Annotated in this window: 23 protein-coding genes; 17 read left to right on the top strand and 6 right to left on the bottom strand. The window is 63.5% G+C overall.

Translation table 11 applies throughout. The features are described from left to right. Window positions 1-8 precede the first annotated feature (8 nt). From hflK to MSG32_RS08605, 12 genes are all read left to right on the top strand, one after another. Window positions 9-1,229 (top strand): FtsH protease activity modulator HflK, encoded by a 1,221-nt coding sequence (gene hflK, locus MSG32_RS08660; RefSeq protein ID WP_043335204.1) that lies wholly within the window; start codon window positions 9-11, stop codon window positions 1,227-1,229. Further along, on the top strand, window positions 1,229-2,110 hold the full coding sequence (gene hflC / locus MSG32_RS08655; protein WP_043335206.1) for a protease modulator HflC: 882 nt from the start codon (window positions 1,229-1,231) through the stop codon (window positions 2,108-2,110). Before hflK ends, hflC begins: the two co-directional genes overlap by 1 nt. 348 nt (window positions 2,111-2,458) lie before the next feature. Then, window positions 2,459-3,643, top strand: a complete 1,185-nt coding sequence (locus MSG32_RS08650; protein ID WP_131431591.1) for an ATP phosphoribosyltransferase regulatory subunit — start codon at window positions 2,459-2,461, stop codon at window positions 3,641-3,643. 188 nt (window positions 3,644-3,831) lie between these two features. After that, window positions 3,832-5,127, top strand: a complete 1,296-nt coding sequence (locus MSG32_RS08645) for an adenylosuccinate synthase (protein WP_043335209.1) — start codon at window positions 3,832-3,834, stop codon at window positions 5,125-5,127. A 420-nt stretch (window positions 5,128-5,547) separates the two neighbouring features. Then, window positions 5,548-6,054 carry an SUF system Fe-S cluster assembly regulator gene (locus tag MSG32_RS08640; protein WP_248379160.1) on the top strand — a complete coding sequence of 169 codons (507 nt, stop codon included), beginning with the start codon at window positions 5,548-5,550 and terminating at the stop codon, window positions 6,052-6,054. A gap of 135 nt (window positions 6,055-6,189) precedes the next feature. After that, window positions 6,190-7,632 (top strand): Fe-S cluster assembly protein SufB, encoded by a 1,443-nt coding sequence (gene sufB, locus MSG32_RS08635; protein ID WP_176676623.1) that lies wholly within the window; start codon window positions 6,190-6,192, stop codon window positions 7,630-7,632. Between the two features lie 74 nt (window positions 7,633-7,706). Next, window positions 7,707-8,456 carry a Fe-S cluster assembly ATPase SufC gene (gene sufC, locus MSG32_RS08630; protein WP_248379159.1) on the top strand — a complete coding sequence of 250 codons (750 nt, stop codon included), beginning with the start codon at window positions 7,707-7,709 and terminating at the stop codon, window positions 8,454-8,456. Then, window positions 8,456-9,868 carry a Fe-S cluster assembly protein SufD gene (gene sufD, locus MSG32_RS08625; protein WP_248379158.1) on the top strand — a complete coding sequence of 471 codons (1,413 nt, stop codon included), beginning with the start codon at window positions 8,456-8,458 and terminating at the stop codon, window positions 9,866-9,868. Before sufC ends, sufD begins: the two co-directional genes overlap by 1 nt. Then, the gene (locus MSG32_RS08620) at window positions 9,865-11,109 is read left to right on the top strand and encodes a cysteine desulfurase (protein ID WP_043335215.1); all 1,245 of its coding nucleotides are present in this window, start codon (window positions 9,865-9,867) and stop codon (window positions 11,107-11,109) included. The genes sufD and MSG32_RS08620 overlap by 4 nt, the downstream gene beginning before the upstream one ends. Before the next feature lie 165 nt (window positions 11,110-11,274). Further along, window positions 11,275-11,850, top strand: coding sequence for a putative Fe-S cluster assembly protein SufT (gene sufT, locus MSG32_RS08615; RefSeq protein ID WP_043335218.1), 576 nt, complete (start codon window positions 11,275-11,277; stop codon window positions 11,848-11,850). Between the two features lie 255 nt (window positions 11,851-12,105). Continuing rightward, entirely contained in the window at window positions 12,106-12,711 is a 606-nt protein-coding gene (locus tag MSG32_RS08610) for a YceI family protein (RefSeq protein ID WP_213113898.1), read from the top strand. A gap of 138 nt (window positions 12,712-12,849) precedes the next feature. Next, window positions 12,850-13,767, top strand: a complete 918-nt coding sequence (locus MSG32_RS08605) for an ElyC/SanA/YdcF family protein (RefSeq protein WP_248379157.1) — start codon at window positions 12,850-12,852, stop codon at window positions 13,765-13,767. Between the two features lie 159 nt (window positions 13,768-13,926). On the opposite strand, the gene MSG32_RS08600 is transcribed toward MSG32_RS08605, so the two are convergent. The 4 genes from MSG32_RS08600 to MSG32_RS08585 form a co-directional block, all read right to left on the bottom strand. Next, window positions 13,927-14,385: a hypothetical protein gene (locus MSG32_RS08600; RefSeq protein ID WP_043335223.1), complete on the bottom strand. Its 459-nt coding sequence runs from the start codon at window positions 14,383-14,385 to the stop codon at window positions 13,927-13,929. 335 nt (window positions 14,386-14,720) lie between these two features. Beyond that, the gene (gene rimK, locus MSG32_RS08595) at window positions 14,721-15,629 is read right to left on the bottom strand and encodes a 30S ribosomal protein S6--L-glutamate ligase (RefSeq protein ID WP_043335225.1); all 909 of its coding nucleotides are present in this window, start codon (window positions 15,627-15,629) and stop codon (window positions 14,721-14,723) included. A 197-nt stretch (window positions 15,630-15,826) separates the two neighbouring features. Then, on the bottom strand, window positions 15,827-16,336 hold the full coding sequence (locus MSG32_RS08590) for a RimK/LysX family protein (RefSeq protein ID WP_248379156.1): 510 nt from the start codon (window positions 16,334-16,336) through the stop codon (window positions 15,827-15,829). Window positions 16,337-16,800: 464 nt separating this feature from the next. Beyond that, on the bottom strand, window positions 16,801-17,925 hold the full coding sequence (locus MSG32_RS08585) for a DUF3549 family protein (protein ID WP_248379155.1): 1,125 nt from the start codon (window positions 17,923-17,925) through the stop codon (window positions 16,801-16,803). 780 nt (window positions 17,926-18,705) lie between these two features. On the opposite strand from MSG32_RS08585, the gene MSG32_RS08580 reads away from it, so the two are divergent. From MSG32_RS08580 to MSG32_RS08570, 3 genes are all read left to right on the top strand, one after another. Further along, window positions 18,706-19,440: an amino acid ABC transporter substrate-binding protein gene (locus tag MSG32_RS08580; protein ID WP_043335456.1), complete on the top strand. Its 735-nt coding sequence runs from the start codon at window positions 18,706-18,708 to the stop codon at window positions 19,438-19,440. 147 nt (window positions 19,441-19,587) lie between these two features. Next, complete coding sequence (locus tag MSG32_RS08575; protein ID WP_043335389.1) at window positions 19,588-20,262, top strand: amino acid ABC transporter permease; 675 nt, start codon at window positions 19,588-19,590, stop codon at window positions 20,260-20,262. Then, window positions 20,259-21,023, top strand: a complete 765-nt coding sequence (locus tag MSG32_RS08570; protein WP_131431600.1) for an amino acid ABC transporter ATP-binding protein — start codon at window positions 20,259-20,261, stop codon at window positions 21,021-21,023. Before MSG32_RS08575 ends, MSG32_RS08570 begins: the two co-directional genes overlap by 4 nt. 191 nt (window positions 21,024-21,214) lie before the next feature. Here the strand turns inward: MSG32_RS08570 and MSG32_RS08565 are convergent, their stop codons facing one another. Beyond that, entirely contained in the window at window positions 21,215-21,481 is a 267-nt protein-coding gene (locus MSG32_RS08565; RefSeq protein ID WP_054556810.1) for a late competence development ComFB family protein, read from the bottom strand. Between the two features lie 198 nt (window positions 21,482-21,679). Next, window positions 21,680-23,668 carry a cation:proton antiporter gene (locus MSG32_RS08560; protein ID WP_248379154.1) on the bottom strand — a complete coding sequence of 663 codons (1,989 nt, stop codon included), beginning with the start codon at window positions 23,666-23,668 and terminating at the stop codon, window positions 21,680-21,682. A 75-nt stretch (window positions 23,669-23,743) separates the two neighbouring features. Between MSG32_RS08560 and MSG32_RS08555 the strand changes: the two genes are divergently transcribed. Both MSG32_RS08555 and MSG32_RS08550 read left to right on the top strand, forming a co-directional pair. Next, window positions 23,744-24,109, top strand: a complete 366-nt coding sequence (locus MSG32_RS08555) for a YqcC family protein (protein ID WP_054556809.1) — start codon at window positions 23,744-23,746, stop codon at window positions 24,107-24,109. A 114-nt stretch (window positions 24,110-24,223) separates the two neighbouring features. Further along, the gene (locus tag MSG32_RS08550; protein ID WP_248379153.1) at window positions 24,224-24,724 is read left to right on the top strand and encodes a gamma-glutamylcyclotransferase family protein; all 501 of its coding nucleotides are present in this window, start codon (window positions 24,224-24,226) and stop codon (window positions 24,722-24,724) included. Window positions 24,725-24,836 lie beyond the last annotated feature (112 nt).

Raw genomic sequence — 24,836 nt, 5'->3', positions numbered from 1 at the left:
GACGACGTATGGCTTGGAATGAGCCGGGTGGCGGCAACCAGCATGACCCGTGGAGCGGCGGTGGTCGCAACGGGGACAAGAAGGGGGGCGGGGGTAACGGCGGTGGCAATGGTGGACCGCCCGACCTCGACGAAGCGCTGAAGAAATTCCAGGACAAGCTCAACGGCATGCTCGGCAATGGCCGCAAGCGTCGTGGCGGTGCCGGTGGCAATGGCGGCAACGGTGGCAGCACCAATGCCTTCGCACTGCCGGGTATCATCGGTGTCATCCTGGTCGCCATCTGGGCGGCTTCCGGTTTCTATCTGGTCGATCAGTCAGAGCGTGGCGTCGTGCTGCGTTTCGGCAAGTACAACGACATCGTCGGTCCGGGCCTGCACTGGAATCCGCCGATCATCGACGATGTGCGTGAGGTCAACGTCACCAAGGTGCGTTCGCTCTCCCAGACCAAGTCGATGCTGACCCAGGACGAGAACATCGTCGAAGTCCAGATGTCCGTGCAGTATCAGGTGTCCAACCCGCGTGACTTCCTGCTCAACGTCCGTGCGCCCGAGATCAGTCTCGAGAACGCCATGGACTCTGCGCTGCGTCACGAAGTCGGCAGTGCCGACATGAACGACATCCTGACCTCCGGTCGTGAGCTGCTGGCCAGCAATGTCAAGTCGCGCCTGCAGTCCTATCTGGACAACTACGGTGTCGGTCTGACGCTGCAGACCATCAACGTCGAGTCCACCTCTGCGCCGGCAGCGGTCCAGGATTCCTTCGATGACGTCATCAAGGCGCGTGAGGATCGTCAGCGCACGATCAACCAGGCACTGGCCTACGAGAACTCGATTCTCCCGGAAGCCCAGGGTCAGGCGCAGCGCATCATCGAGGAAGCCGAGGGTTACAAGGAGTCCGTGGTCGCGAAGTCCCAGGGTGAGGCCAACCGCTTCACGTCCCTGCTGACCGAGTACCAGAAGGCGCCGGAAATCATCCGCGAGCGCATGTATCTGGAAACCATGGGCGAAGTGCTCGGCAAGACCAACAAGGTGCTGGTGGATGTCGAGAACGGCAATTCCCTCATGTATCTGCCGTTGGACAAGCTGGCCAACAAGTCCAGTGCTGCCGCCGAAGACAGCAGTGGCATGAGTCGTAGCGAGCTGGACCGTGTGTCCCGACAGGCGAGTGATGCCCTGAGCCGCAGCCAGAGCACTGACAGCAGCAACAGCATCCGTCGGGAGGGTCGTTAATGATCAACAATCGCTCACTGATGGCCGTCGCCGGTCTGGCCGTAGTGGCCTGGCTTGGTAGCAACAGCCTCTACACGGTTGATGAGACCCAGCGCGCCATCAAGCTCAAGTTTGGTGAAGTGGTGGAAGACAACATCCAGCCCGGCCTGCACTTCAAGCTGCCGGTCTACAACACGATCCGTACCTTCGATACGCGCGTGTTGACGCTGGATGCCCAGGCAAGCCGTTATCTGACCCGCGAGAAGAAGGCCGTCATCGTCGACTCCTTCGTCAAGTGGAAGATCGTCGATCCGAAGCGCTATTACGAAGCGACCTCCGGCGACGAGCAGATGGCCGAGCGCCTGATCGCGCCGCGTGTCGACGAGAGTCTGCGTAACGAGTTCGGCAAGCTCGAACTGGTGCAGATCATCTCCGAGCAGCGTGACGCGCTGATGAAGAAGCCCACCGAAGAGCTCGACGAGGTGATGCGCAAGGAACTGGGGGTGTCGATTCTCGATATCCGCGTCAAGCGTATCGACCTGCCGGACGAAGTCTCCCAGGCGGTCTACGAGCGCATGAAGACCGAGCGTCAGCGTGAGGCACGAGAGTATCGTGCCCAGGGTCAGGAGCAGGCCGAGAAGATCCAGGCCAATGCCGATCGTCGCCGTTCCGTTCTGCTTGCGCAGGCCGAAGAACAGGCGCAGACCCTGCGCGGTGAGGGCGATGCCTCCGCCGCTGCCATCTATGCCGGTGCCTACGGGGCGGATACCGAGTTCTTCCGCTTCTACCGCTCACTGCAGGCCTATCGCGACAGCTTCAAGGGCGATGGCAACATGATGGTCATGCAGCCGGACAGCGAGTTCTTCCGCTTCTTCAAGGACCCGCAGGGTGGCAGCAAGTAAGCAGCATCACTCAGCCCGAAGGCTCGCCTTCGGGGATGTTGCGCGCGGCCTCTGGCAACATCAGAGGCCGCGCAGTGGATGAACCTCGCTCGAGAGGTTCGCGGGGTTCATCCCACAAGGATTCATGCTAGACTCCTGCAACCGGGCACCGCCCGGTTTTTTTGTGGCCGCTTTTCATGCACAGGCGCAAGGCCGACAGGAAAGCGTCGAGCAGGACCTTGCTTCACGGGTCTCGGTCGGCTGCTGTGAAATCCCCCGCGGGCGTCGTGTTCGTCACGCACGCCAGCCGGGTGAATTTCCTCGCGTCACGAGTCACCCCTTGTCATAAATCTCTCGCAGGATAGCGCAATGACCATCGCAGATCGCTGGCTCCTCCCGGATGGCATGGATGAGGTATTGCCCCCTCAGGCAACCCGTATGGAGGCGCTGCGCCGCGCGCTGCTCGACCTCTATCATCGCTTCGGCTATGACCTGGTGCTGCCGCCGCCCGTCGAATTTCTCGATTCGCTGCTGACCGGCACCGGTACCGAGCTTGATCTGCAGACCTTCAAGCTGACCGACCAGATGACCGGTCGCATGATGGGCGCCAGCGCCGACGTCACCCCGCAGGTGGCGCGCATGGATGCTCACTCCCTGCACCGCGAAGGCCCGGTACGTCTGTGCTACTGCGCCAACGTGCTGCGCACCAAGGCGGACAAGCACCAGGGCGGTCGCAGCCCGGTGCAGGTCGGTGCTGAGCTCTTCGGTCACGCCGGCCTCGAGGCCGACCATGAGATCCTGCACTTGGCACTGACCAGTCTCGAGCAGGCCGGCGCCGGTGAATTGCACCTGGCACTGGGCCATATCGGCATCTATCGTGCCTTGATCGCCGAAGCCGGCATGAATGACGAGCACGAGCGTGAGCTGTTCGCCGCCATCGAGCGTAAACAGTATTCCGCTCTCGATGCATTGATCGATCGCGTGGTGGGTGACAAGGTAGTGGCGGGCATGCTCAAGGCGCTGCCGCACCTGCACGGCGATGACGAGATTCTTGCCCAGGCGCGTACTGCCTTCGCCGGCGCACCGGCGGCAGTCGCCAGCGCTCTGGATCAGCTGACGGCGCTGAGCTGCGCGGTCCGCGAGCGTCATCCGCAGGTCACGCTCTATTTCGATCTCGCCGAACTGCGCGGTTACGAGTATCACACCGGCATGGTGTTCGCGGCCTACGTCCCGGGTTACGGTCAGGCGCTGGCCAAGGGTGGTCGCTACGACGATACTGGACGTGCCTTCGGTCGTGCGCGTCCTGCCACCGGCTTCTCGATGGACCTCAAGCAGCTGGCCTCGCTGGCCGTGCAGGCTCCGGCCTGCGACGGCATCTGGGCGCCGGCACTCAATGACAGCGCGCTGCGTGAGTGTGTCGATCAGCTGCGTGCCGCTGGCGAGCGTGTCATCGAAGCGCTGCCGGGCCAGACCACCGGCGCGGATGCACACCGTTGCAACCGTGAGCTGGTCAATGGCGACGGCGGCTGGCAGGTCGTCACACTCGATGCCTGAGCTTGGATGACTGAGCTTGGATGACTGAGCTTGAATGATTGAGCTTCGGTGATCCGAGAGCGATGGCAGCGAGTGACAGATAGCAGAACAGCTGGGGCCACTGGGTCCCGAGGTGCAGCTGCCGACAGGGCAGCTGCACTTGTGAGTGGGTTTTCACCGACGGTTATTCACCGAAAGAGATAGGAACCATGGGCAAGAATGTAGTCGTGCTCGGCACCCAATGGGGTGATGAAGGCAAGGGCAAGGTCGTCGACCTGCTGACCGAATCCGCCAGCGCCGTCGTGCGTTTCCAGGGTGGCCACAACGCGGGTCACACCCTGGTGCTGGACGGCAAGAAGACCGTCCTCCACCTGATCCCGTCCGGCATCCTCCACCCGGGCAAGACCTGCGTCATCGGCAACGGTGTCGTGCTGTCTCCGGAAGCGCTGATCAAGGAAATCCGTGAGCTTGAAGCCAACGACGTGCCGGTGCGTGATCGCCTGCGTCTGTCGCCGGCCTGCCCGCTGATCCTGTCCTACCACGTGCGTCTGGACCAGGCGCGCGAGAAGGCCCGTGGCGTCGCCAAGATCGGCACTACCGGTCGCGGCATCGGTCCGGCCTACGAAGACAAGGTCGCGCGTCGTGGCCTGCGTCTGGGTGACATGCTCCACCGTGAGCGTTTCGCCTCCAAGCTGGGCGAAGTGCTGGATTACCACAACTTCGTGCTGCAGCACTATCACGGTGAAGCGCCGGTCGACTTCCAGCAGGTGCTGGACGAAGCCATGGAAATGGCCGAAGAGCTGCGCCCGATGGTCTGCGACACCGTGGATCTGGTCCACTCCGTGCGCAAGGCCAACGAGAACATCCTCTTCGAAGGTGCTCAGGGCTCACTGCTCGACATCGACCACGGTACCTACCCGTACGTCACCAGCTCCAACACCACTGCCGGCGGCACCGCCACCGGTTCCGGCGTCGGCCCGCTGTATCTCGACTACGTGCTGGGCATCACCAAGGCCTACACCACGCGTGTCGGCTCCGGTCCGTTCCCGACCGAGCTGTTCGATGAGTTCGGTCGTCACCTGGCCGAGCGTGGCCACGAATTCGGTGCCACCACCGGTCGTGCGCGTCGTTGTGGTTGGTTCGATGCCGTCGCTCTGCGTCACGCCGTGCAGATCAACTCGGTCAGCGGCATCTGCCTGACCAAGCTGGACGTGCTGGACGGTCTCGAGAACATCCGTGTCTGCATCGGTTATCGCAGTAAGGATGGCGACGTGCTGGACAACCCGGTGGATTCCGAAGGCTACGAAGCCATCGAGCCGCTGTACCAGGACCTGCCGGGCTGGAGCGATTCCACCATCGGCGTGCGCGAAGTCGACAAGCTGCCGGCCAACGCCCGCGCTTACATCAGCTTCCTGGAAGAGCAGGTCGGCGTGCCGATCGACATCATCTCCACTGGCCCGGACCGCAACGAGACCATCGTGCTGCGCAACCCGTTCCACGGCTGATCATCACGCATGGCTCACATGAGCCTTGCATGACGGCATGATGGCGTGACCAAGACACCCCGTCGGGATTTCCCCGGCGGGGTGTCTTGCGTTGTGGAGTTGTGGAGTTGTGGGGGGGGGCTTGAGTTGTGGGGCCTTGTAGAGAGGGCTTGCGTTGCAGGGGAGGGGCGTAGCGGGGCAGCCGTCATCGCTCACCTGGCGCGCACGGGATTGTTGTACAGGGCGCCTGGGGCTTCGGGCGTGGCTGGTAGATATTTTAAATGGGAATGATTGTTATTTTTGTTGTGATCGGCGGCTATCTTGTCGGCAAACTGGTTGCCCAGGTCGCAATTCGACGTTTTCGGTGGGGACCCCGCTTCACATCGTTCTGATACAGGACTAAAATGGTCCCCAATTAATCTTCCCGCGGTGGAGGCCAGCATGCTGAAGCTTTCCAAGATGACCGATTATGCCGCTGTCGTGATGGCGCGCATCGCCCGCGAGCCGGACTCGGCCCATGCGGCGATCGATCTGGCCGAAAGCGTGCAGCTGCCGCATCCCACCGTGAGCAAGACGCTCAAGGCGCTGGTGCGGGCAGGGCTGCTTGAGTCGCGGCGCGGTGCGCTGGGCGGTTATCGCCTGGCACGCCCGGCCAGCCAGATCACGGCCAGCGACATCATCAGCGCCATCGAAGGCCCGGTGGCCGTGACCGAGTGCAGCCACGCCGACGGCGATTGCGAGCTGGTCAACACCTGCGGGGTGGCCGACAACTGGCAGCGCGTCTCGTACGCCATCAGTGAGCTGCTTGGCAGCGTGACGCTGGCGCATCTGGCGTCATCCGCGCCACTGCGCATGCCGGTGCAACTGCCGATTCAGGCCATCAGCCTGTACGGGGATGACGAACCGCCCCCCGTGGCCAGGGCAGCCAACGGCACTGGCAAACGCTAGAACCGGCAAACACTGAGTCCGTTGCCGCGCGACACATGTCGCCATGGCAACACGAACATTCGAACTTCGCTGCGATTCGGGCGGGGTGATCAGGCATCTGAACAGACCCGGAGCTCTCCGGGAGAGGAGACCAGCATGGCGAGCCAGGAGATGGAGCAGCTTGTACAGCGCGAGTACAAGCAGGGCTTCGTGACCGATATCGAGAGCGACACCATTCCGCCGGGACTGGATGAAAGCGTGATTCGCTTCATCTCGGCCAAGAAGGGTGAGCCGGAGTGGATGCTGGAGTGGCGTCTGGATGCGTATCAGCAGTGGCTGAAGATGAAGGCGCCGTCCTGGGCCCACCTGGATTATCCGGAGATCGACTACCAGGCGATTTCCTACTTCAGCGCCCCGAAGAAGCCGGAAGACCGCCCGCAGAGTCTGGATGAGGTCGACCCCAAGCTGCTCGAGACCTACGAGAAGCTGGGTATCCCGCTGCACGAGCGTGCCGCACTGGCCGGTGTCGCGGTCGATGCGGTCTTCGACTCCGTGTCCGTGACCACCACCTTCAAGAAGGAGCTGTCCGAGGCGGGCGTCATCTTCTGCTCCATCTCGGAAGCCATCCAGGACTACCCGGAGCTGATCAAGCAGTACCTCGGTACCGTGGTGCCCAAGGCGGACAACTTCTTCACCGCGCTCAACGCGGCCGTCTTCACCGATGGTTCCTTCGTGTTCGTGCCGGAAGGCGTCACCTGCCCGATGGAGCTTTCCACCTACTTCCGCATCAACGCCGCCAACACCGGTCAGTTCGAGCGCACCCTGATCATCTGCGAGAAGCAGGCTCAGGTCTCGTATCTGGAAGGCTGCACCGCGCCGCAGCGTGATGACAACCAGCTGCACGCCGCCGTGGTCGAGCTGGTGGCACTGGAAGATGCCTACATCAAGTACTCCACCGTCCAGAACTGGTATCCGGGCGATGAAGACGGCAAGGGCGGCATCTACAACTTCGTCACCAAGCGCGCCGACTGTCGCGGTGATCGCTCCAAGGTCTCCTGGACCCAGGTCGAGACCGGCTCCGCGATCACCTGGAAGTACCCGTCGTGCATCCTGCGTGGCAAGGACAGTGTCGGCGAGTTCTACTCCGTCGCCGTCACCAATGGTCGTCAGCAGGCGGACACCGGCACCAAGATGATCCACATCGGTGAGGGCACCAAGTCCACCATCGTCTCCAAGGGCATCTCGGCCGGCAATTCCGAGCAGTCCTATCGTGGTCTGGTCAAGATCGGCCCGCGGGCCAAGGGTGCGCGCAACTTCACCCAGTGTGACTCGCTGCTGATCGGCGACCGCTGTGGTGCGCATACCTTCCCTTATCAGGAGATCGGCAACGCCACGGCCACCGTCGAGCACGAGGCGACCACCTCCAAGATCGGCGAAGATCAGCTGTTCTACTGCCGTCAGCGCGGTATCAGCGAGGAAGATGCGGTCAACATGATCGTCAACGGCTTCTGCAAGGACGTCTTCCAGGAGCTGCCGATGGAGTTCGCCGTCGAGGCCGAGGCGCTGCTCAACGTTACCCTTGAAGGCGCCGTCGGCTGATCGCGCCGTCCCTTTCGCATTCACCCCATTCTTGAGGGCCGCTCGCGGGCGGCCTGTCAGCAAAAGGTATCAACATGCTCGTAGTCAAAGATCTGCACGTTTCGGTGGAAGGCAAGGAAATCCTCAAGGGTCTCGATCTGACCATCAACAAGGGTGAAGTCCACGCGATCATGGGCCCGAACGGCGCGGGCAAGTCCACGCTGTCTTCCGTGATCGCCGGCAAGGACGGCTATGAAGTGACATCCGGCACCATCACCTACGAGGGTGAGGACGTGCTGGAGATGGAAATCGAGGAGCGTGCGCGTGCGGGTCTGCTGCTGGGCTTCCAGTACCCGGTGGAGATCCCGGGGGTCAAGAACGTCTACCTGCTCAAGGCGGCACTCAACGCCAAGCGTGAAGCCGAAGGCCTGGGCGAGATCCCGGCCCCGGAATTCATGAAGCTGATCCGCGAGAAACTGGCCTTCATGCAGATGGACGCCAGCTTCCTGCAGCGCGCCGTCAACGAAGGCTTCTCCGGCGGTGAGAAGAAGCGCAACGAGATCCTGCAGATGCTGGTGCTGGAACCGAAGCTCGCCATGCTCGACGAGATCGACTCCGGCCTCGACATCGATGCTCTCAAGGTCGTCGCCAAGGGTGTCAACTCGCTGCGCAACGAAGACCGCGCCGTGCTGATGGTCACCCACTACCAGCGTCTGCTCGAGCACATCGTGCCGGACCAGATCCACGTGCTGATGGATGGCCGCATCGTCAAGTCCGGTGACAAGTCGCTGGCACTCGAACTCGAAGCCCAGGGCTATGACTGGCTGCAGGAGGAAACCGCGTAATGACAGCACTTGCTACCGCGTCCGTCCCCGGCAGCGAAGCCTTCGTCAGCGAATTCGCTGCCCGCAAGGCTCGCTTTGCGGCCGATCCGAGCTGGATGGCCGCCCGCCGTCAGGCCGGCATCGCCCGCTTTGAAGCCCTCGGCCTGCCGACCCGCAAGGTCGAGGCCTGGAAGTACACCGACACCCAGGCACTGGGTCGTCAGCAATATCGTCTCGCCGACGATGCAAGCCTCGCGCCGGCCGTGAAGGATGCGCTGGCTCTCGACGTCGACGCCTACCGTCTGGTGTTCGTCGATGGCCTCTACAATGCCGAGCTTTCCGATGTGGCAGGCCTGCCCGACACCGTGCGTGTCGTGCCGTTGTCTGACGCCATCGTCAATCAGCCGGAAGTCATCGGCGGCTCGCTGAACCGCCTGACCGGCATCGACTTCACGCCGTTCGTGGCGCTGAACTCTGCCTTCACCGAAGAGGGTGCGGTGATTCAGGTCGGCCCGCGCACGGTGCTCGACAAGCCGGTCTACGTGCTGTTCCTGTCGCGTGCCGCCGTCGAAGGCCAGCCCGTGACCATGAGCCACCCGCGTCTGCTGGTGCAGCTGGGCAGCCGCGCCGAAGCCAGCGTGATCGAGCATCACATCGGTGAAAGCGGCGCGACCAACTTCACCAACATGGTCAGCGAAGTGATGCTGGAGCGCGGCGCCGTGCTCAATCACTACAAGCTGGGCGAAGCCGCCATCGGCGAGACGCATATCGCCTCGCTGCAGGTCGAGCAGCCGCGTGACAGCCAGTATCGCTCCATCAACCTGAACACCGGTGGTGGTCTGGTGCGCAACGACATCGTCTGCGACCTGAACGGCAACAACGCCCATGCACGTCTCGATGGCCTGTTCTTCGGTCGTGATCGCCAGCACGTGGACACCCACTCGCTGGTCAATCACAACGAGGCACTGACGTTCTCCGACGAGAACTACAAGGGCATCCTGGCCGACCGTGCCCGCGGCGTCTTCAATGGCCGCGTGCTGGTCAAGCGCGACAGCCAGCAGATCGAGGCGCATCAGAACAACGCCAACCTGCTGCTGTCGGACCGCGCCGAGATCAACACCAAGCCGGAACTCGAGATCTACGCCGACGACGTCAAGTGCTCCCACGGCACCACGACCGGTCAGCTCGACGAGACCGCCGTGTTCGCGCTGCGCGCCCGTGGCATCGATGAGCAGACCGCCCGTGGCCTTTTGACCCTGGCCTTCGCCAACGAAGTCATGACTGGTCTGGGCATCGACGCCATCGCCGAGCGCATCGAGCGCAGTGTCGCGGGGCGCCTGCCGTCACGCTTCCACCTCGATGAGCTGGTCGATCTCAGCGTCGAGCTGGGCGGTGGCGCCGTGGCGGTGGCACGTGATGAGGACTTTGCATGAGCGCACTCGACAACCTGATGCTCGACGTGGTGCGGGTACGCGAGGATTTTCCGATCCTCGAGCGTCGCGTGCATGGTGATGTGCCGCTGATCTATCTGGACAGCGCCGCCACCAGCCAGACGCCGACCGCCGTCATCGACGCGATGAGCGACTACTACCGCAAGACCAATGCCAACATCCACCGCGGTCTGCATACCCTGGCGGATGAGGCGACGGCGGCCTTCGAAGGTACGCGTGAGAAGGTGCGCAGCTTCATCAATGCGCGCCTGACGCGGGAAGTCATCTTCACGCGCGGCACCACCGAGGCGATCAATCTGGTCGCCAACAGCTGGGGAGCCAACTGGCTGAATGCCGGCGATGAAGTGCTGATCTCGGTGATGGAGCATCACGCCAACATCGTGCCGTGGCAGCTTCTGGCCGAGCGTCTCGATATCGTCATCAAGGTCATCCCGTGTGACGACGATGGCGTGCTCGACATGGCGGCCTACCGCGACCTGTTGGGCGAGAAGACGCGTCTGGTCTGCGTCAATCAGGTCTCCAACGCCCTGGGCAGCATCAACCCGGTGGCCGAGATGGCGAAGCTGGCACACGCTCACGACGCGCTGATTCTGGTCGATGGCGCCCAGGCGGTGCCGCATCAGCAGGTCGATGTGCGCGAGATCGATGCTGACTTCTATGTCTTCTCGGGCCACAAGATGTACGGCCCGACCGGCATCGGTGTGCTCTACGGCAAGGAAGCGCTGCTGGAGGCGATGCCGCCGTGGCAGGGTGGCGGTGAGATGATCCGCACGGTGTCGTTCGAGAATGGCACCCTGTTCGCGGACCTGCCGCACAAGTTCGAGGCCGGTACGCCGCCCATCGCCGAGGTCATCGGGCTGGGCAAGGCCATCGACTGGCTGGACTGCACCCACATGGCGCTGATCACGCGCTGGGAACAGCAGCTGATGCGCCATGCCAGCGAGCGCATGCGCGAAGTGGACGGCCTGCGCATCATCGGCAACTCGCCCGACAAGGCGGGCGCGATCTCCTTCGTGGTCGATGGTGCCCACGCCCAGGATATCGGTCTGCTGATCGACCAGCTGGGGGTCGCCATCCGTACCGGCCACCACTGCGCGCAGCCGGTGCTGCGTCGCTTCGGTGTCGATGCCACCTGTCGGGCCTCCTTCGCGGCCTACAACACGCCGGAAGAGATCGACATGTTCGTCGATGCCCTGCAGCGTGTGCTGACCATGGTGCGCTGAGCACCCCCTGCGGTGGCCCTGACGGGCGCTGATCAATGAGGCTCGCGCATGGCGGGCCTCATTGGTATCGGCACTTGCCAGGGGATGTTGTCACCCGCACGTCTTGAGTGAACCAACAGAATTCACGATCCGCATGCCTGTCATGCGGCTCGGCAAGGAGAGGGCATGAGCCACACTGAAGACCAGCTGGCCAGCCTCGGCAAGGGCCAGAAGATGCCGTTGCAGCGGGACGTGGAGGGCATCTCGGTACCGTTCGGCAAGTCGGTGACCCTGCACGAGGACTCGGTGGTCGAAGTCATGCAGGCCAAGGGCGGCACCGTCAGCGTCGCCTTCGAGGGTCGCATGTACCTGATCGAGAGCTTCAGCCTCGATGCGCTGGGGCTGGACGCCGTGCCGCGTCCGCATCTGCCGGCCGGCCAGAGCGATGCCGACATCGAGGCCTTCGTCTGGGCCCAGCTGCGCACCTGCTTCGACCCCGAGATCCCGGTCGACATCGTCGAGCTGGGACTGGTCTATGGCTGTCGTATCGACACCCTGATCAGCGGCGAGAAGATGGTCAATCTCAAGATGACGTTGACCGCGCCGGGCTGCGGCATGGGCAACGTCATCGCCGAGGACGCCAAGCGCAAGATTCTCGGCGCCGAGGATGTCTCCAAGGTCCACGTCGAGATCGTGTTCTCGCCTGCCTGGTCGCGCGAGATGATGAGTGAGGATGCCCGCCTGGAACTGGGCATGTTCTGAACATCATCAGCGCACCTTAGTCGTCTGCTGTTGTCGCCCTTTACTCTCTGCGGCTCCCTGGAGGCCTGTCATGGCCGGTAGTCGCAGTATCACTCGGGCGAGATGCAGCAAACGCAACCGGATGGGCGGGAACCTCTCGTCCATCCGGCTATCCAATTCACGTTGCTGAGCGTCCGGGCAAGTTGCTGCCTCGGGCCGCGTCGGCACGTCCGTTTGACGGTTTCCCGTATCACCTGCCTCAAGGAAGACTCCCCAATGCGATTCCAGACTGCGCTGCGCACCCTGACCGCCACCCTGATCCTGAGCACCGCTGCCAGCGCGCAGGCCGCCTGGAAGCTGGATGGCGATGTGTCACAGCTGAGCTTCCAGACCACCAAGATGGCCAAGTCGGGCGCCAGCACCGTCGAGACGGATGCCTTCACCTCCTGGCGGGCGCGCGTCAATGACGCCGGTCAGCTGTCGGTGGAGATCGACCTCGACTCCGCCAGTACCGGCATCGACATTCGTGACCAGCGCGTCAGCGAGAAGCTGTTCGAGTCCGGCACCTATCCGTTGGCCGTGATGACCGCCAGTCTCGACATGCCGACCCTCAAGGTGATGGAGCCGGGCGATACCCAGCAGGTGGATGTCGAAGGCCAGCTGACGCTGCACGACAACACCCAGAACCTGCCGATGAGCCTGCAGGTGACGCGCCTGCGCGGCGACCGCTGGCTGGTGCAGACCCTCACGCCTGTGATGGTCGATGCTGAGCAGTTCGCGCTGGTCGATGGCATTCGCACCCTGCGTGACCTGGCCGGGCTTGGCAACATCGCGACCCAGGTGCCAGTCAATGTCAAGGCCGTGATGGTGCAGGAAGACTGAGCGGAGTCACCCGCATGCGTGGCCGGGGAACAGTCAGTGCTGGCAGAGCCTCGGCCGCTTGGGTAGGCTGGGCGCTCATGCCTGCACGATGTGACGGTAACGGCAGGAAAGACAGGCAGGGATGGGCGTGAGGAAGAGATGCAGCGAGTGATCATGCGGGCTGGCTGGACCCTCGTCGGTCTGCTGGCCGCCGGTGCAATGACGGTGGTCGGGCTCAACCTCTGGGTCGTGATGGCAACGCACGATCGCATTGCCACGTCACCGCTGACCTGTCAGAGCCGTGAGGTGGGGATCGTGTTCGGCACCTCCCACGGCCTGGTGGGCGGGGGCAGCAATCCACACTATCAGGCACGCCTTGATACCGCCGCCCAGCTCTACCGCCTGCGCCGCGTCTCCAACCTGCTGCTCTCGGGAGACAACCGCACGCGTTACTACAATGAGCCGATGACCATGTGGCGTGATCTGCGAGCGCGCAACGTGCCGCAGGAGTTCATGACGCTCGATTACGCGGGCTTCTCCACCTTCGATACCCTCGTGCGAGCTCACAAGGTCTTCGGTGTCGACGAGGCGGTGCTGGTCACTCAGCCGTGGCATTTGCCGCGTGCGCTGTTCATCGCCGATGCGCTGGGCCTGGAGGCTGTGGGCTGTCCGGCCATCTCCGAGCGTCAGCCGCCGGGGCTCAAGCTGATGCTGCGCGAGTGGCTGGCCCGTGCGGCGACAGTGGGTGATCTCTACCTGTGGGGGCGCAAGCCGCGCTTCCTCGGACCGCAGGAGTCGCTGCCGACGCCGGTGTTGTCATCGCACTCATCATCTCACTCCTCAGACAAGCACGTGATGTCGCCGGCGGAGGGCTCCGTGACAGCCGGAGCAGGGCAGCAGGCCGCTGCCAGTCGTGATATGGCGGATGGAGTGGATGTGACGGATGAAGAGAGTGCTGCCGACACGCCGGACCCGCATGCCCTCGCGCGTCAGGCGCAGGCAAGCCTGCTGGCCAGTCTGCCCGGAGTGAAGCAGGCATTGCTCCAGTGGCTGCCTGTCAGGTCTGATACGAACTAGCCGCGCATTGGTCTCGCCAGATGCATAGGGTCAATACGAAGACGCCCCGCACTTCCTTTGGGAGGCGGGGCGTCTTGCGTTCACGGCCTGGCGGCGGGCAGGTGGCTTCCTTTGGGAGGCGGGGCGTCTTGCGTTCACGGCCTGGCGGCGGGCAGGTGGCTAGCCGGCGCGGCGGCGGGCGGCCTGACCTGTCTGGTGACGGTACAGCTCGCGGATCAGATGGCGGCAGTTGTGGAAGATGCCTTCCAGTACCTTTTCCATGCTGTCAGGCAGCGGATGCGTGAAGGCGGTCGAGCAGGCCTGCATCAGGACGCGTTCCTGTTCGAGCAGCTCGTTGATCAGCACCTGATTGTCATTGCCGACGATGCTCTTCAGGCGACTCCATAGCCACATGTAGTCATCGCGCTCGACATCGGCGTCGCGCGGCATCAGGCTCAGATGCTTGCGTGTCTCGACTTCCAGGGCCTGTTTGAGCTCGACACGGCTCGCATAGAAGGGCTCGAAGGCCTTCAGGAGCGCGGGACGCAGCCGTTCGGCGTTATCCTCGAAATAATCAAGACTGTCTGCCAGGGCTTCCTGGACGCTATCCATCGCCACCTGGCGATTGTCGAGAAACATGGGCGGTCACCTCCTCCGTCAGAAGAGATTGTGCGGGTGAAAACAGTGTTTTTCTACCCCTGAAGGGCAGAAAGTCAGGATATTTATTCCCGCACTGTCAATCCCTGCAGTTTACGACAATACAATGACGTTCTGGTGACGATCATCGTTGCCATTCAGGCGCTGTCCTTGCCCTGTTTCCATCGCTCACGCTCGTACACGCGCGGCCATCTGACCCAGAAGCGCCAAGGGTGCAGTCATGACGACCTGCACCCTTGGGAAACGTTGCGCGCAATGCCCTCAGCCCTCAGCCCTCAGCCCTCAGCCCTCAGCCCTCAGCCCTCAGCCCTCAGCCCTCAGCCCTTGGGCTTGGGCGGAATCTTCTTGGCCGGCGCGGCGGACTTGGCGATGTGATCGATGATCAGACCGGCGATGTCCTTGCCGGTGGCCGTCTCGATGCCCTGCAGGCCCGGCGAGGAGTTCACTTCCATGATCACCGGGCCATGATTGGCGCGCAGCAGGTCGACACCGGCGACGGACAGGCCCATGGCCTTGGCGGCGCGGATGGCGGTGGAGCGCTCTTCCGGCGTGATGCGGATCTCGCTCGCGGTGCCGCCCCGGTGCAGGTTGGAGCGGAACTCGCCATCGGCCGCCTGACGCTTCATTGACGCCACCACCTTGTCACCCACCACCAGGCAGCGGATGTCGGCGCCACGTGCTTCCTTGATGTATTCCTGCACCATGATGTTGGCTTTCATGCCCATGAAGGCCTGGATCACGCTCTCGGCGGCCTGGTTGGTCTCGGCGAGTACCACGCCGATGCCCTGGGTGCCTTCCAGCAGCTTGATGACCAGCGGCGCGCCCTTGACCATGGTGATCAGGTCGGGGATGTCATCCGGCGAATGCGCGAAGCCGGTGACCGGCAGGCCCAGCCCCTTGCGCGACAGCAGCTGCAGGGAGCGCAGCTTGTCGCGTGAGCGGGAGATGGCCACGGAATCATTGACGACGTAGGTGCCCATCATCTCGAACTGACGCAGCACGGCGCAGCCATAAAAGGTGACGGAGGCACCGATGCGCGGCACGACGGCGTCGAAGTGCTCGATCTCGGCGCCCTTGTAATGGATGGACGGGCGGTGCGAGGCGATGTTCATGTAGCAACGCAGCGTGTCCACCACGCGCGCGGTGTGGCCGCGTGCCTCGGCGGCCTCGATCAGGCGACGGGTGGAGTAGAGGCGTGAGTTACGCGACAGGATACCGATATGCATGAAATCCTCCGGAGCCGAATGGGCCAGACAGAGATAGGAATGAATCAGAAGAAGACTGACGTGATGCCCGTCAGGAGGCGTGGTGTTCGCCGGTGAAGCCTTTGTCGTCTCGAGGCGTCACGCGATGCAGATGGCAGCGGGGCCAGCGTCTTGAGGCGAGATGCCGAGGCATGCCGCCGCGTGCCTGGCTGGTGCCGTCAGGGTTCGCCGTGCAGATAGGCGGCGCCCGGTGCGACCAGCAGGCGACGCAGGGCGCGGCGCCCCAGCAGAATGGGGTGACGCATCTGGGAGCGGTCCACCAGCGTCATGTCGATATCGTAGTCGAGCCCGGCCAGCTTCATGCGCGAGCGAATCGCGTAGCGCCACTCGGCCTGACCATTGGATGAGCGCACGCGGCGGCGATCATGCACCGGCGTCTCGACCGTATGCGGCGGGGAATCACTACCGCCGCTCCGGGTGATGAAGCGAACCCACAGATCATCATTCTGTTCGAAGACCTCGATGCTCTCGGCATGCAGCGCACTGGAATGCGCACCGGTGTCGATCTTGGCATTGAGGTGCAGCTTGAGTTCCGGCAGCTCGATCAGCTCACGCCGACCCACCACGCCCCGCGGACGAAAGCCCAGCAGGTCATGATTCAGTGTCTTGAGATCGAGGGGCGGTGCCTTGTCGATGTGATGACGCGAAGTGTTCTTGTGATGCGACATGTTTCATCCTGAATCAGAGGGCGTGAGCGAAGCGGGCAGCGGCTCACGGCATGAAGACACCGGGCAGGCGCGGCACAGCGTAATGTGCGTTGCCGGCATGGCGGGGTAAGGGCCAGGCGGGCGCGCAGCATAGTCACTTAACGTACTGACAGCAATCCTTGCTGAAGCCTCTTTTTTCGCGTCACGAAGCGGGGGATGACGGTGGCGCGGACAACGCCCGGCAAAACCGCCCCGGGCACGCGGTCATGGCACGCTTTCATCGCCGCCGGACGCCTCGCTTGCGGGCGCTGGGCAAGTCACCCACGGCCACAGGCGCGGGTTACATCGTGCCGGTGGCGCGTCGCAACTTGCCCAGTTCACCGGTGCCGATCAGCCCCGATTCCATGCCTTGAGCAAGTGTCCGATCAAGTGTCGTGGGTTATGCGCATGATCTCAAGCACTGTCACCTGCGGGCATGCCCGGCGTCAATGACGCGGGGCAGGATTGCCGGTTTCGGCCTGGCGGGTCAGGGCGGCAAGCGCCTGACCCAGCGGGCTGTCCGCACTTGCGTTACGCAGCGTCATCAGCACCGGCAGACGCAGACGCGGAATCAGGGCGAGGTCGCGGGCCAGGGCAGCGAAGTTGGCCTGCGGGCAGCTGGCCAGGCGGGTCAGGAAGGCCGGCAGACGTTCGGCATCTTCCAGGTGGGCGTAGCCGCGCGCGGCGATCGCGACCAGCACGTCGACATTGACGGCCTCGTCGTCGGCCAGCAGGGCATCGATCCACTCCGCCGCCGCAGGCCTTGGGCTGGCACCGGCGGCCCGCAGGCAGGCGCACAGCGTCTCCAGGTCCCCCAGATCACGCGCGGCCTGGCCACGTGCGATCAGGGCGGAGAGCAGCTCGGTCTCGTATTCCTCAGGCAGCTGGCCAGCCAGCTGGGCATGGGCGGGCGGTGCCTGCTCCAGACACAGCGCGATGGCGCGCAGCGGCGTGTCCGGCAGGTCAGCCAGACGCTGCACGAAGGCGGCGGCAAGCTCGCTGGACAGCTCGCCGCGTCGTGTCAGTACGTCGGCGATGCCCTGCAGACCGAGTGACGGCCAGTCATCCAGCGGTAGCTGGGCGGTGAGATACTGCTCGGCGAGCTCGTAGTACTGGCTGGCAGGGCGGTCGCAATCGAGGCTGGCGCGGGCGTGCAGCATGGCGCGCAGGCTGTCGTCCGGCGTGAAGGCCAGCGGGTTGTCCTGCATCAGGTTGTCGATCTTGCCTGCCTCGGCCTGCTGGAGATCAGGTCGGCCGACGGTCAGCGCCGTCTGACCCAGTGTCGTGATCAGGCGTTCGAGGAAGGCGTCGCGTTGTGCGGGAGACAGACGGCCTTCCTCATCCAGCGGCAGGGCCAGAAACCACACCAGCGGATCGTCGAGCCCGGCCGGCCGGAACACGCATGCCAGGCGCGCCTGGCCCTTGAAGGGCTGCTCCCACGGCTGCTGTTCGGTCTCGAAGGCTTCCAGTTGCTCAAGACTGAGCGGCGCCAGGGTGCGACCCAGGTGATAAAGGTGCAGCTCGGCGCCGGTGCGTGTGAAGAAGTTGCTCAAGGAAGAGAGAGGAGTCATGAGGCTCACCACGGCTGTGTCTCCGCCACGCCTTGGCTTGGCGTGCGGAAGAACGGAAGAAAAGAGTCTTGTCGAGCATCATTGCCAGGCGTGGCATGTGTCGTTGAGTGACAGCTGCCGGCGCGTGACATGTGCCTAAGCATGTCTGGAATGGCAGCGACTTTAGCGATTCACCGGCTGTCATGCCACCCGCTGGCGTGTGATGGCGGCCAGAGGAAAGAGGGCGACCTGTCCCTATTATGGCCGCTCTTTCGACCCGTGATGGCTTGACAGATGACGCGGCACCTCAAGTCCCGCTGAGCGTTTTGCAGGTTGATGATTTTTTGATCAATTTTCGTCATCCCACGGCTGGCGCGGCTTGCAGCGTGACCGAGACGGGTTATCCACAGCATCGTCCACGGATGGCGTGAATAACTGTCATCCACTTGTCGTCAGGCTGACATCTAGCCCTGCAGGTGGCCCATACGGCGTCACTGGCCCGCCATGACAGGCATGCTAGAATCGCGCTCATTGACACAATTGCTGTCTTATTCCTTCTGGTTATGTCCTTAAGGGATGAAATGATTGGGAATGCGGGGCAGTCCCGTTATCCTATACAACCAAATCACATATAAAAGGCTGTGCTTATACCTGTTCTGTTGGCTAGACATCCGCGTTCAACCGAATGTCAGCGACCGTCCAGCGCCAATGGCCCAGTCTTGCGATCCACGAGGAATCCCGATGCGCCAATCACGTTCGCTCGCAGCTGTCTTCTCTTCTACCGCTCTCAAGGGCGCCGTGATGGCTGCCGCGCTGGGCGCGACCACCCTGGGCAGCCTGGCGGCACAGGCTGACACCCTCAAGGTCGGCATGTCGGGCGGCTACTTCCCGTTCACCTTCGTCAAGCAGGACAAGCTGCAGGGCTTTGAAGTGGATGTCCTCAACGCCGTCGGCGAGATCACCGGCGACGACATCGAATTCGTGACCATGAGCTTCTCCGGCCTGATCGGCTCGCTGGAAGCCGGCCGCATCGACACCGTGGCCAACCAGATCACCATCACCGATGCGCGTAAGGCCAAGTTCGCCTTCACCCAGCCCTACGTCTATGACGGGGCTCAGGTGGTCAAGCGTCGCGGCAATGACGAGATCACCGGCGTCGAGTCCCTCAAGGGCCACAGCGTGGCGGTCAACCTGGGCTCCAACTACGAAGCGCTGATGAAAGAGCTGCCCTACGCCGACCAGATCGACATCAAGACCTATGAGTCCAACATCGAGCAGGACACCGCTCTGGGCCGTGTCGATGCCTTCGTGATGGACCGCGTCAGCGCAAGCCAGGTGATCCAGAAGACGCCGCTGCCGCTGGAACTGGCTGGCAAGCCGTTCTCGCGTCTGGAGAACGCACTGCCGTTCCGCAAGGACGCCGAAGGCGAGGCCAAGCGTGACGAGGTGGATGCCGCGCTGACCGAGCTCAAGGAAAATGGCCGCCTGGCCGAGATTTCCAACAAGTGGTTCGGCAACGACATCACCACGCCTTGAACATTGCCCGCTGCGCCCTGATACAAGGGCGCATGCCAGGATGTCATGTGCAAACGGGGTGACGGCTTGACCGTCGCCCCGTTGTCGTCATGTCGACGGGTGTCTTTCCAGACCCTCAGCCAAGCCCCCAGCCTGTCCGGATAACGAATGGATACTCTCAATATCGATTACATGCTTGGCCTGTTGCCGGTCATGCTCAAATACCTGCCACTGACACTCAAGATGGCCTGTATCGGCATGGTGGCCGCGCTGGTGCTGGCCTCGCTGTTGGCGGTAGTGCGGGTGCTCAAGGTGCCGGTGCTGAATGCGCTGACCATCGTGTTCATCTCCTTCTTCCGCGGCACGCCGCTGCTGGTGCAGTTGTTCCTGTTCTACTACGGCCTGCCGCAGGTGATGGCGTTCCTGACCCAGATCGATGGCGTCACCGCGACGATTCTCGGCCTGACGCTGCACTTCTCGGCCTACATGGCCGAATCCATCCGCGCCGCCATCGTCGGGGTCGATCGCAGCCAGACCGAGGCGGCGCTCTCCATCGGCATGACCAATGTCCAGCTGATGCGGCGCATCGTGCTGCCCCAGGCGGCCCGCGTGGCGGCCCCCACGCTGATGAACTACTTCGTGGACATGATCAAGTCCACGTCGCTGGCCTTCACGCTGGGGGTGACCGAGTTGATGGGCGCGACCCAGAAGGAAGCGGCCAGCAGCTTCCTGTACTTTGAATCCTTCATCATGGTGGCCATCGTCTACTGGGTGATGGTGGAAGGGCTGTCCTTCGTGCAGCGCTGGATGGAGAAACGTCTCAACAAGGCCTATCAGCGATGATTGCAGTCAGAAATCTGGTCAAGAAATTCGGCGGGCAGGCCGTACTCGATGGCATCACTCTGGAAGTGAAGCAGGGTGAGATCATCGTCGTCATCGGCCCGTCAGGCACCGGCAAGTCCACGCTGCTGCGCTGCATCAACTTCCTCGAGCAGCCCGATGGTGGCGAGATCCAGATCGGCGAACGCAAGGTCGAGGCCACGCGCGCCAGCCGTCACGACATTCTGGGACTGCGTCGCAGCAGTGCCTTCGTGTTCCAGAACTATGCGCTGTTCGCCAACAAGACGGCGCTGGAGAACATTGCCGAGGGCCTGATCGTCGTCAACGGCTGGCCCAAGGCCAAGGCGCACCAGCGAGCGCGCGAGATTCTCGAGCGTATCGGCATGAGCGAGAAGGCGGACGCCTTCCCGGCGGCTCTGTCAGGCGGTCAGCAGCAGCGTATCGGCATCGGGCGCGCCATGGCCGCCCAGGCCGAGGTGATCCTGTTCGATGAGCCGACCTCGGCACTGGACCCTGAATGGGTCGACGAGGTGCTGGAGCTGATGAAGCAGCTGGCGGTCGAGCGCCAGACCATGATCGTGGTCACCCACGAGATGCAGTTCGCGCGGGAAGTCGCCGACCGGGTCATCTTCATGGAAGGCGGACGTATCGTCGAACAGGGGCCGCCGAGTCAGCTGTTCAGTGCGCCGAAGGATGACCGCACGCGCGCCTTCCTGCGCAAGGTGCTGGATGAAGTGCCGCCGCAGTGCGCCGAGGGAATCTGATGCTGCCCGGTTGAGGAAATGCCCCTCAGGTCACGTGAGGTAACGCCTCGGGCAGCATCTGCGACAGACACAACGGCCACCGCGATATCCATCGCGGTGGCCGTTGTCGTTTCGCTGGCGGTGATCATTGATCCGCTTCTGGTGTTGCAGGGCGCGTTCAGGGCGACGCTTCATGGGGCCGCAGCGCGTGGCTAGCCGTGGCGGGGCATCGAACGCACCTTGTCGAAGGCTTCCTGAAGCGCCATCGAGACGCGCTCTTCCAGCAGCTCCTGCTCGGCGGGCGCCATGTAGAACGCCATGTCGACGTCGTGGCGGATATAGCGGGGCGCCAGCTGGTTGAGCGCGATGCAGGCCACGTCTTCGCGGCTGTCGACATCCATGGCGTGGCTATCGGGATGCAAGCGCAGCTGGTCGAGCACCAGCTGCTCCATGTAGTTGTGTACGCCTGCGCTTTCCATGTGTATTGCCTCCTGGTGATGGGTGCTATCTCCCATGCAGGGCCGTGCCCCCTGACATGTCGATCCCTTCAGTGTGCTCATCAGTATCTTCATCCGAGCTGACTCTCTGTGACGCTCTCCCTCCCGCCGCCAGCACGGTTGCTGGCGGCAGGACAGCAGGCGGCGGAGTCTTGGGTATCGCCTGCCGCTCAAGGCCTTTCAGCCGGTCAGCAGGCGGGTTTCCGCCTCTTCAATATGATCAGCCAATCCCGATAATACCAGTGTATCGCCACACGCCAGCGTCAGGTCGCCGGTGGGTTCTTCCAGGTTCTCGCCACTGGCGCGCACCACGCGTGAGACGAGAATGCCGCACACTTCCGGCAGGGCGATGTCGTCCAGTCGCCGGCCACAGGCCCAGGCATCGGCGGTCAGCGTCAGCGGATGACGCCGCAGCAGCGGGTTGCCGCGTTTGTCGGTCAGCTGGGACTGCTGACCATGAAAATAGCCATGCAGCATGCTGTAGCGCGCTTCGCGTGCATTCTGGATCGAGCGCGCCACCCGTCGGAAGGGCACCTCGAGATTGACCAGCACATGCGAGACCAGCATCAGCGATCCCTCGAGCACCTCGGGAATCACCTCGGTGGCCCCGGCGGCCTTGTAGGTCTCGAGGTCCGCGTCATCCTGGGTGCGCACCAGCACCTTGAGGTCCTCGAGTTCCAGCGGCTGGATGGCGCGCAGAATGGCCAGCGCATGCGAGAGCTGATTGACGGTGATCACCACCTGACGGGCGCGCTCGATACCGAGTGCGCGCAGGATTTCCAGACGCTGCGCATCACCGAACACCACCGGCTCACCGGCGCTGGCGGCCTCGTGGACGCGGATGGGGTCGGCATCGATGGCGATCCACTCAAGTTTCTCCTGAGTGAGAAATCGCCCCACCGTCTGGCCGACACGCCCGAAGCCGCACACGATGACATGGCCACTGAGCGGGGCGGTGGCGGCGCTCAGCTCCGCGGTGGTGTGCGGGTTCTCCTGGGTGGGCGTGGTGGAGCGGCACAGGCGGCGCGTCAGCTGCTGGTTGTGGCGAATCAGGCTCGGCGTGACCACCAGCGAGCCGATGATGATCGCCACCACCAGGCCCACGGTCTCGTTGTCCATCAGGCGTTGCTGACTGGCCAGGGCCAGCAGCGCGAAGCCGAATTCTCCGCCCTGGGACAGCACCAGGCCAGTGCGCAGCGCGCTGTCCAGCGGGCGGCCGGAGAGGCGCGCCAGTCCGGTGATCAGCAGTGCCTTGGTCGCCAGCAGGCAGGCCACGCCGATGACGACCCAATACCACTGGGCCAGCAGCACATGCGGGTCCAGCAACATGCCCACCGAGACGAAGAACAGCCCCAGCAGGATGTCGCGGAAGGGCCGGATGTCGGCCTCGATCTGATGGCGGAAATGACTCTCGCCGAGCATCATCCCGGCCAGGAAGGCGCCCAGCGCCATCGACAGATGCAGGCTGTGGGTCAGCCAGGCGGAGAACAGCGCCACCAGCAGCACGGTGAGCACGAACAGCTCTTCCGAGCGCGCGCGCGAGATTTCCTGGAACACGAACGGCAGCACCCACTTGCCGATCATCAGCATCACCGCCACCAGCCCCAACCCCTTGATGAGCATCAGGCCCAGGTCACTGAGCAGCTGGCTGCCATCACCGGCCATGGCCGGAATCAGGATCAGGAACAGCAGGGCGGCGAGATCCTGGAACAGCAGCACGCCCACGGCGGCGTGGCCGTGGGGGCTGTCCAGCTCATTCCAGCGCGCCAGTTCCCGCGTGACGATGGCGGTGGAGGAAAGCCCCAGCGCGCCGGCCGCGACCAGTGCCGCCGCCGGTGACAGGCCAAGCGCACAGCCCAGCGCCCAGAACAGCCCGCTGCATACCGCCACCTGACAGGCGCCCAGCCCGAATACCGTGGTCTTGAGGGCGCGCATGCGCGGCACCGAGAATTCGAGGCCGAGCGAGAAGAGCAGAAACACCAGTCCGAATTCCGACAGGAAGGCGAGTTCTTCCGGGCGACCGATCCAGCCCGCCAGATGAGGGCCGACCAGAAAGCCGACCGCCAGATAGGCCAGCACCGGCGGCAGATGCAGGCGGCGGAACAGCGCCGCGGCCACTACCGAGGCTCCCAGCAGTATCATCACATCATTGAACAGCGTGTCTGCCATGCGGCCTCCTGGCCTTCCGTTAGCATCATCGGGATAATAGCGTGAACGAACCATGCATGATTTGACGGAGGTCGCATGAATCCGACTGAACAACCCCAGGACGGCGAGATCGCCGGCAATCCCTACGACGAGCTGCGCGCGCTGCTGGCACGTCTGGAAGCGACCATGAAGGCAGCAGACCTGTGGCGCATGGACACGCCATCCCCGCAGGCCTTCATGAGTGTGGAGCCATTCTGTGTCGATCGCATGGACATGGGCCAGTGGCTGCGCTTCGTGTTCATCGCCCGTCTGCAAGCGCTGTGCGATGCCCGCGCGCCGTTCCCCGCCAAGTGTGAAGTGGCGCCGGCCATCGAGGCCTGGTTGAAGGATGCCCGCCCCGAGCGCCGCGTGGCGATGACGGAAGTGATTCGCGAGATCGACACGCTGATCACGACGCACTGATTGCCGGGCAGGCATCTCACCTCGCACTGAGCCTCCTCTACCCGACACCTCCCACTGAGCCCTTCGCGCGTGATGCCCTCGCATTGCGCCTCGAGACAACTGTCAGGAGCTTGCATGGCCTATTACTTCGCCTACGGCAGCAACATGAATCCGGCGCGTGTCGTGGCACGCATCGGCGAGACGCGACGGGCCGTGCATGGTTGGCTGCAAGAGCATCGCCTGAGTTTCGACAAGGCCTCTCGGGTCGATGGTATCGCGCATGCCAACGTGCAGCCTGCGCCGGGCGAGCGCGTCGAAGGCGTGCTGTACGAGCTGCTCGAGGCCGAGCAGATCACGCTGATGGACCCCTTCGAAGGCCGCCCGCATGAATATGAGCGTTTCCTTCATCCCATCGTCACCCGCGAAGGCGTGATCGACGCCTGGGTGTATGTGGCGCTGCCCGAGCGCACCGCCGAGGGCCTCAAGCCGGCACGCGAATACCTGGAGCACCTGCTTGGCGGGCGTGACTTCCTGACGCCGGACTACTTCACGGCGCTGAGCGGCGTCGAGGCCGTGCATGCGCTGGATGACGCCACCCTGGCTCAGCTGGGCCTGTCGCGCAGTACGCCGCGCTGACGATCGCCTGACAGCGGACGGGTGCCTGTCATCTGTTTTCGGTCAGCTGGCGTGTGGCAACAAAAAGCCCGCCTCTCGTTGGAGAGGCGGGCTTTCGTGTTTCTGGTCACGC

The sequence above is a fragment of the Cobetia sp. 1CM21F genome, from assembly GCF_023161745.1.
In the GTDB taxonomy this organism is placed as follows: domain Bacteria; phylum Pseudomonadota; class Gammaproteobacteria; order Pseudomonadales; family Halomonadaceae; genus Cobetia; species Cobetia amphilecti.
Note: the sequence above shows the minus strand (reverse complement) of the source record. Positions and strands in the feature narration are given on the sequence as shown.

Bases quoted from the DNA above. Each gene is read 5' to 3' on its own strand.
- MSG32_RS08645 (WP_043335209.1), top strand. From the start codon at position 3,832: ATGGGCAAGAATGTAGTCGTGCTCGGCACCCAATGGGGTGATGAAGGC.
- sufC (WP_248379159.1), top strand. From the start codon at position 7,707: ATGCTCGTAGTCAAAGATCTGCACGTTTCGGTGGAAGGCAAGGAAATC.
- sufD (WP_248379158.1), top strand. From the start codon at position 8,456: ATGACAGCACTTGCTACCGCGTCCGTCCCCGGCAGCGAAGCCTTCGTC.
- hflK (WP_043335204.1), top strand. From the start codon at position 9: ATGGCTTGGAATGAGCCGGGTGGCGGCAACCAGCATGACCCGTGGAGC.
- MSG32_RS08555 (WP_054556809.1), top strand. From the start codon at position 23,744: ATGAATCCGACTGAACAACCCCAGGACGGCGAGATCGCCGGCAATCCC.
- sufB (WP_176676623.1), top strand. From the start codon at position 6,190: ATGGCGAGCCAGGAGATGGAGCAGCTTGTACAGCGCGAGTACAAGCAG.
- MSG32_RS08650 (WP_131431591.1), top strand. From the start codon at position 2,459: ATGACCATCGCAGATCGCTGGCTCCTCCCGGATGGCATGGATGAGGTA.
- MSG32_RS08605 (WP_248379157.1), top strand. From the start codon at position 12,850: ATGCAGCGAGTGATCATGCGGGCTGGCTGGACCCTCGTCGGTCTGCTG.
- rimK (WP_043335225.1), bottom strand. From the start codon at position 15,629: ATGCATATCGGTATCCTGTCGCGTAACTCACGCCTCTACTCCACCCGT.
- MSG32_RS08590 (WP_248379156.1), bottom strand. From the start codon at position 16,336: ATGTCGCATCACAAGAACACTTCGCGTCATCACATCGACAAGGCACCG.
- MSG32_RS08575 (WP_043335389.1), top strand. From the start codon at position 19,588: ATGGATACTCTCAATATCGATTACATGCTTGGCCTGTTGCCGGTCATG.
- sufT (WP_043335218.1), top strand. From the start codon at position 11,275: ATGAGCCACACTGAAGACCAGCTGGCCAGCCTCGGCAAGGGCCAGAAG.
- MSG32_RS08600 (WP_043335223.1), bottom strand. From the start codon at position 14,385: ATGTTTCTCGACAATCGCCAGGTGGCGATGGATAGCGTCCAGGAAGCC.
- MSG32_RS08610 (WP_213113898.1), top strand. From the start codon at position 12,106: ATGCGATTCCAGACTGCGCTGCGCACCCTGACCGCCACCCTGATCCTG.
- MSG32_RS08585 (WP_248379155.1), bottom strand. From the start codon at position 17,925: ATGACTCCTCTCTCTTCCTTGAGCAACTTCTTCACACGCACCGGCGCC.
- MSG32_RS08580 (WP_043335456.1), top strand. From the start codon at position 18,706: ATGGCTGCCGCGCTGGGCGCGACCACCCTGGGCAGCCTGGCGGCACAG.
- MSG32_RS08640 (WP_248379160.1), top strand. From the start codon at position 5,548: ATGCTGAAGCTTTCCAAGATGACCGATTATGCCGCTGTCGTGATGGCG.
- MSG32_RS08565 (WP_054556810.1), bottom strand. From the start codon at position 21,481: ATGGAAAGCGCAGGCGTACACAACTACATGGAGCAGCTGGTGCTCGAC.
- MSG32_RS08570 (WP_131431600.1), top strand. From the start codon at position 20,259: ATGATTGCAGTCAGAAATCTGGTCAAGAAATTCGGCGGGCAGGCCGTA.
- MSG32_RS08560 (WP_248379154.1), bottom strand. From the start codon at position 23,668: ATGGCAGACACGCTGTTCAATGATGTGATGATACTGCTGGGAGCCTCG.
- MSG32_RS08620 (WP_043335215.1), top strand. From the start codon at position 9,865: ATGAGCGCACTCGACAACCTGATGCTCGACGTGGTGCGGGTACGCGAG.
- hflC (WP_043335206.1), top strand. From the start codon at position 1,229: ATGATCAACAATCGCTCACTGATGGCCGTCGCCGGTCTGGCCGTAGTG.
- MSG32_RS08550 (WP_248379153.1), top strand. From the start codon at position 24,224: ATGGCCTATTACTTCGCCTACGGCAGCAACATGAATCCGGCGCGTGTC.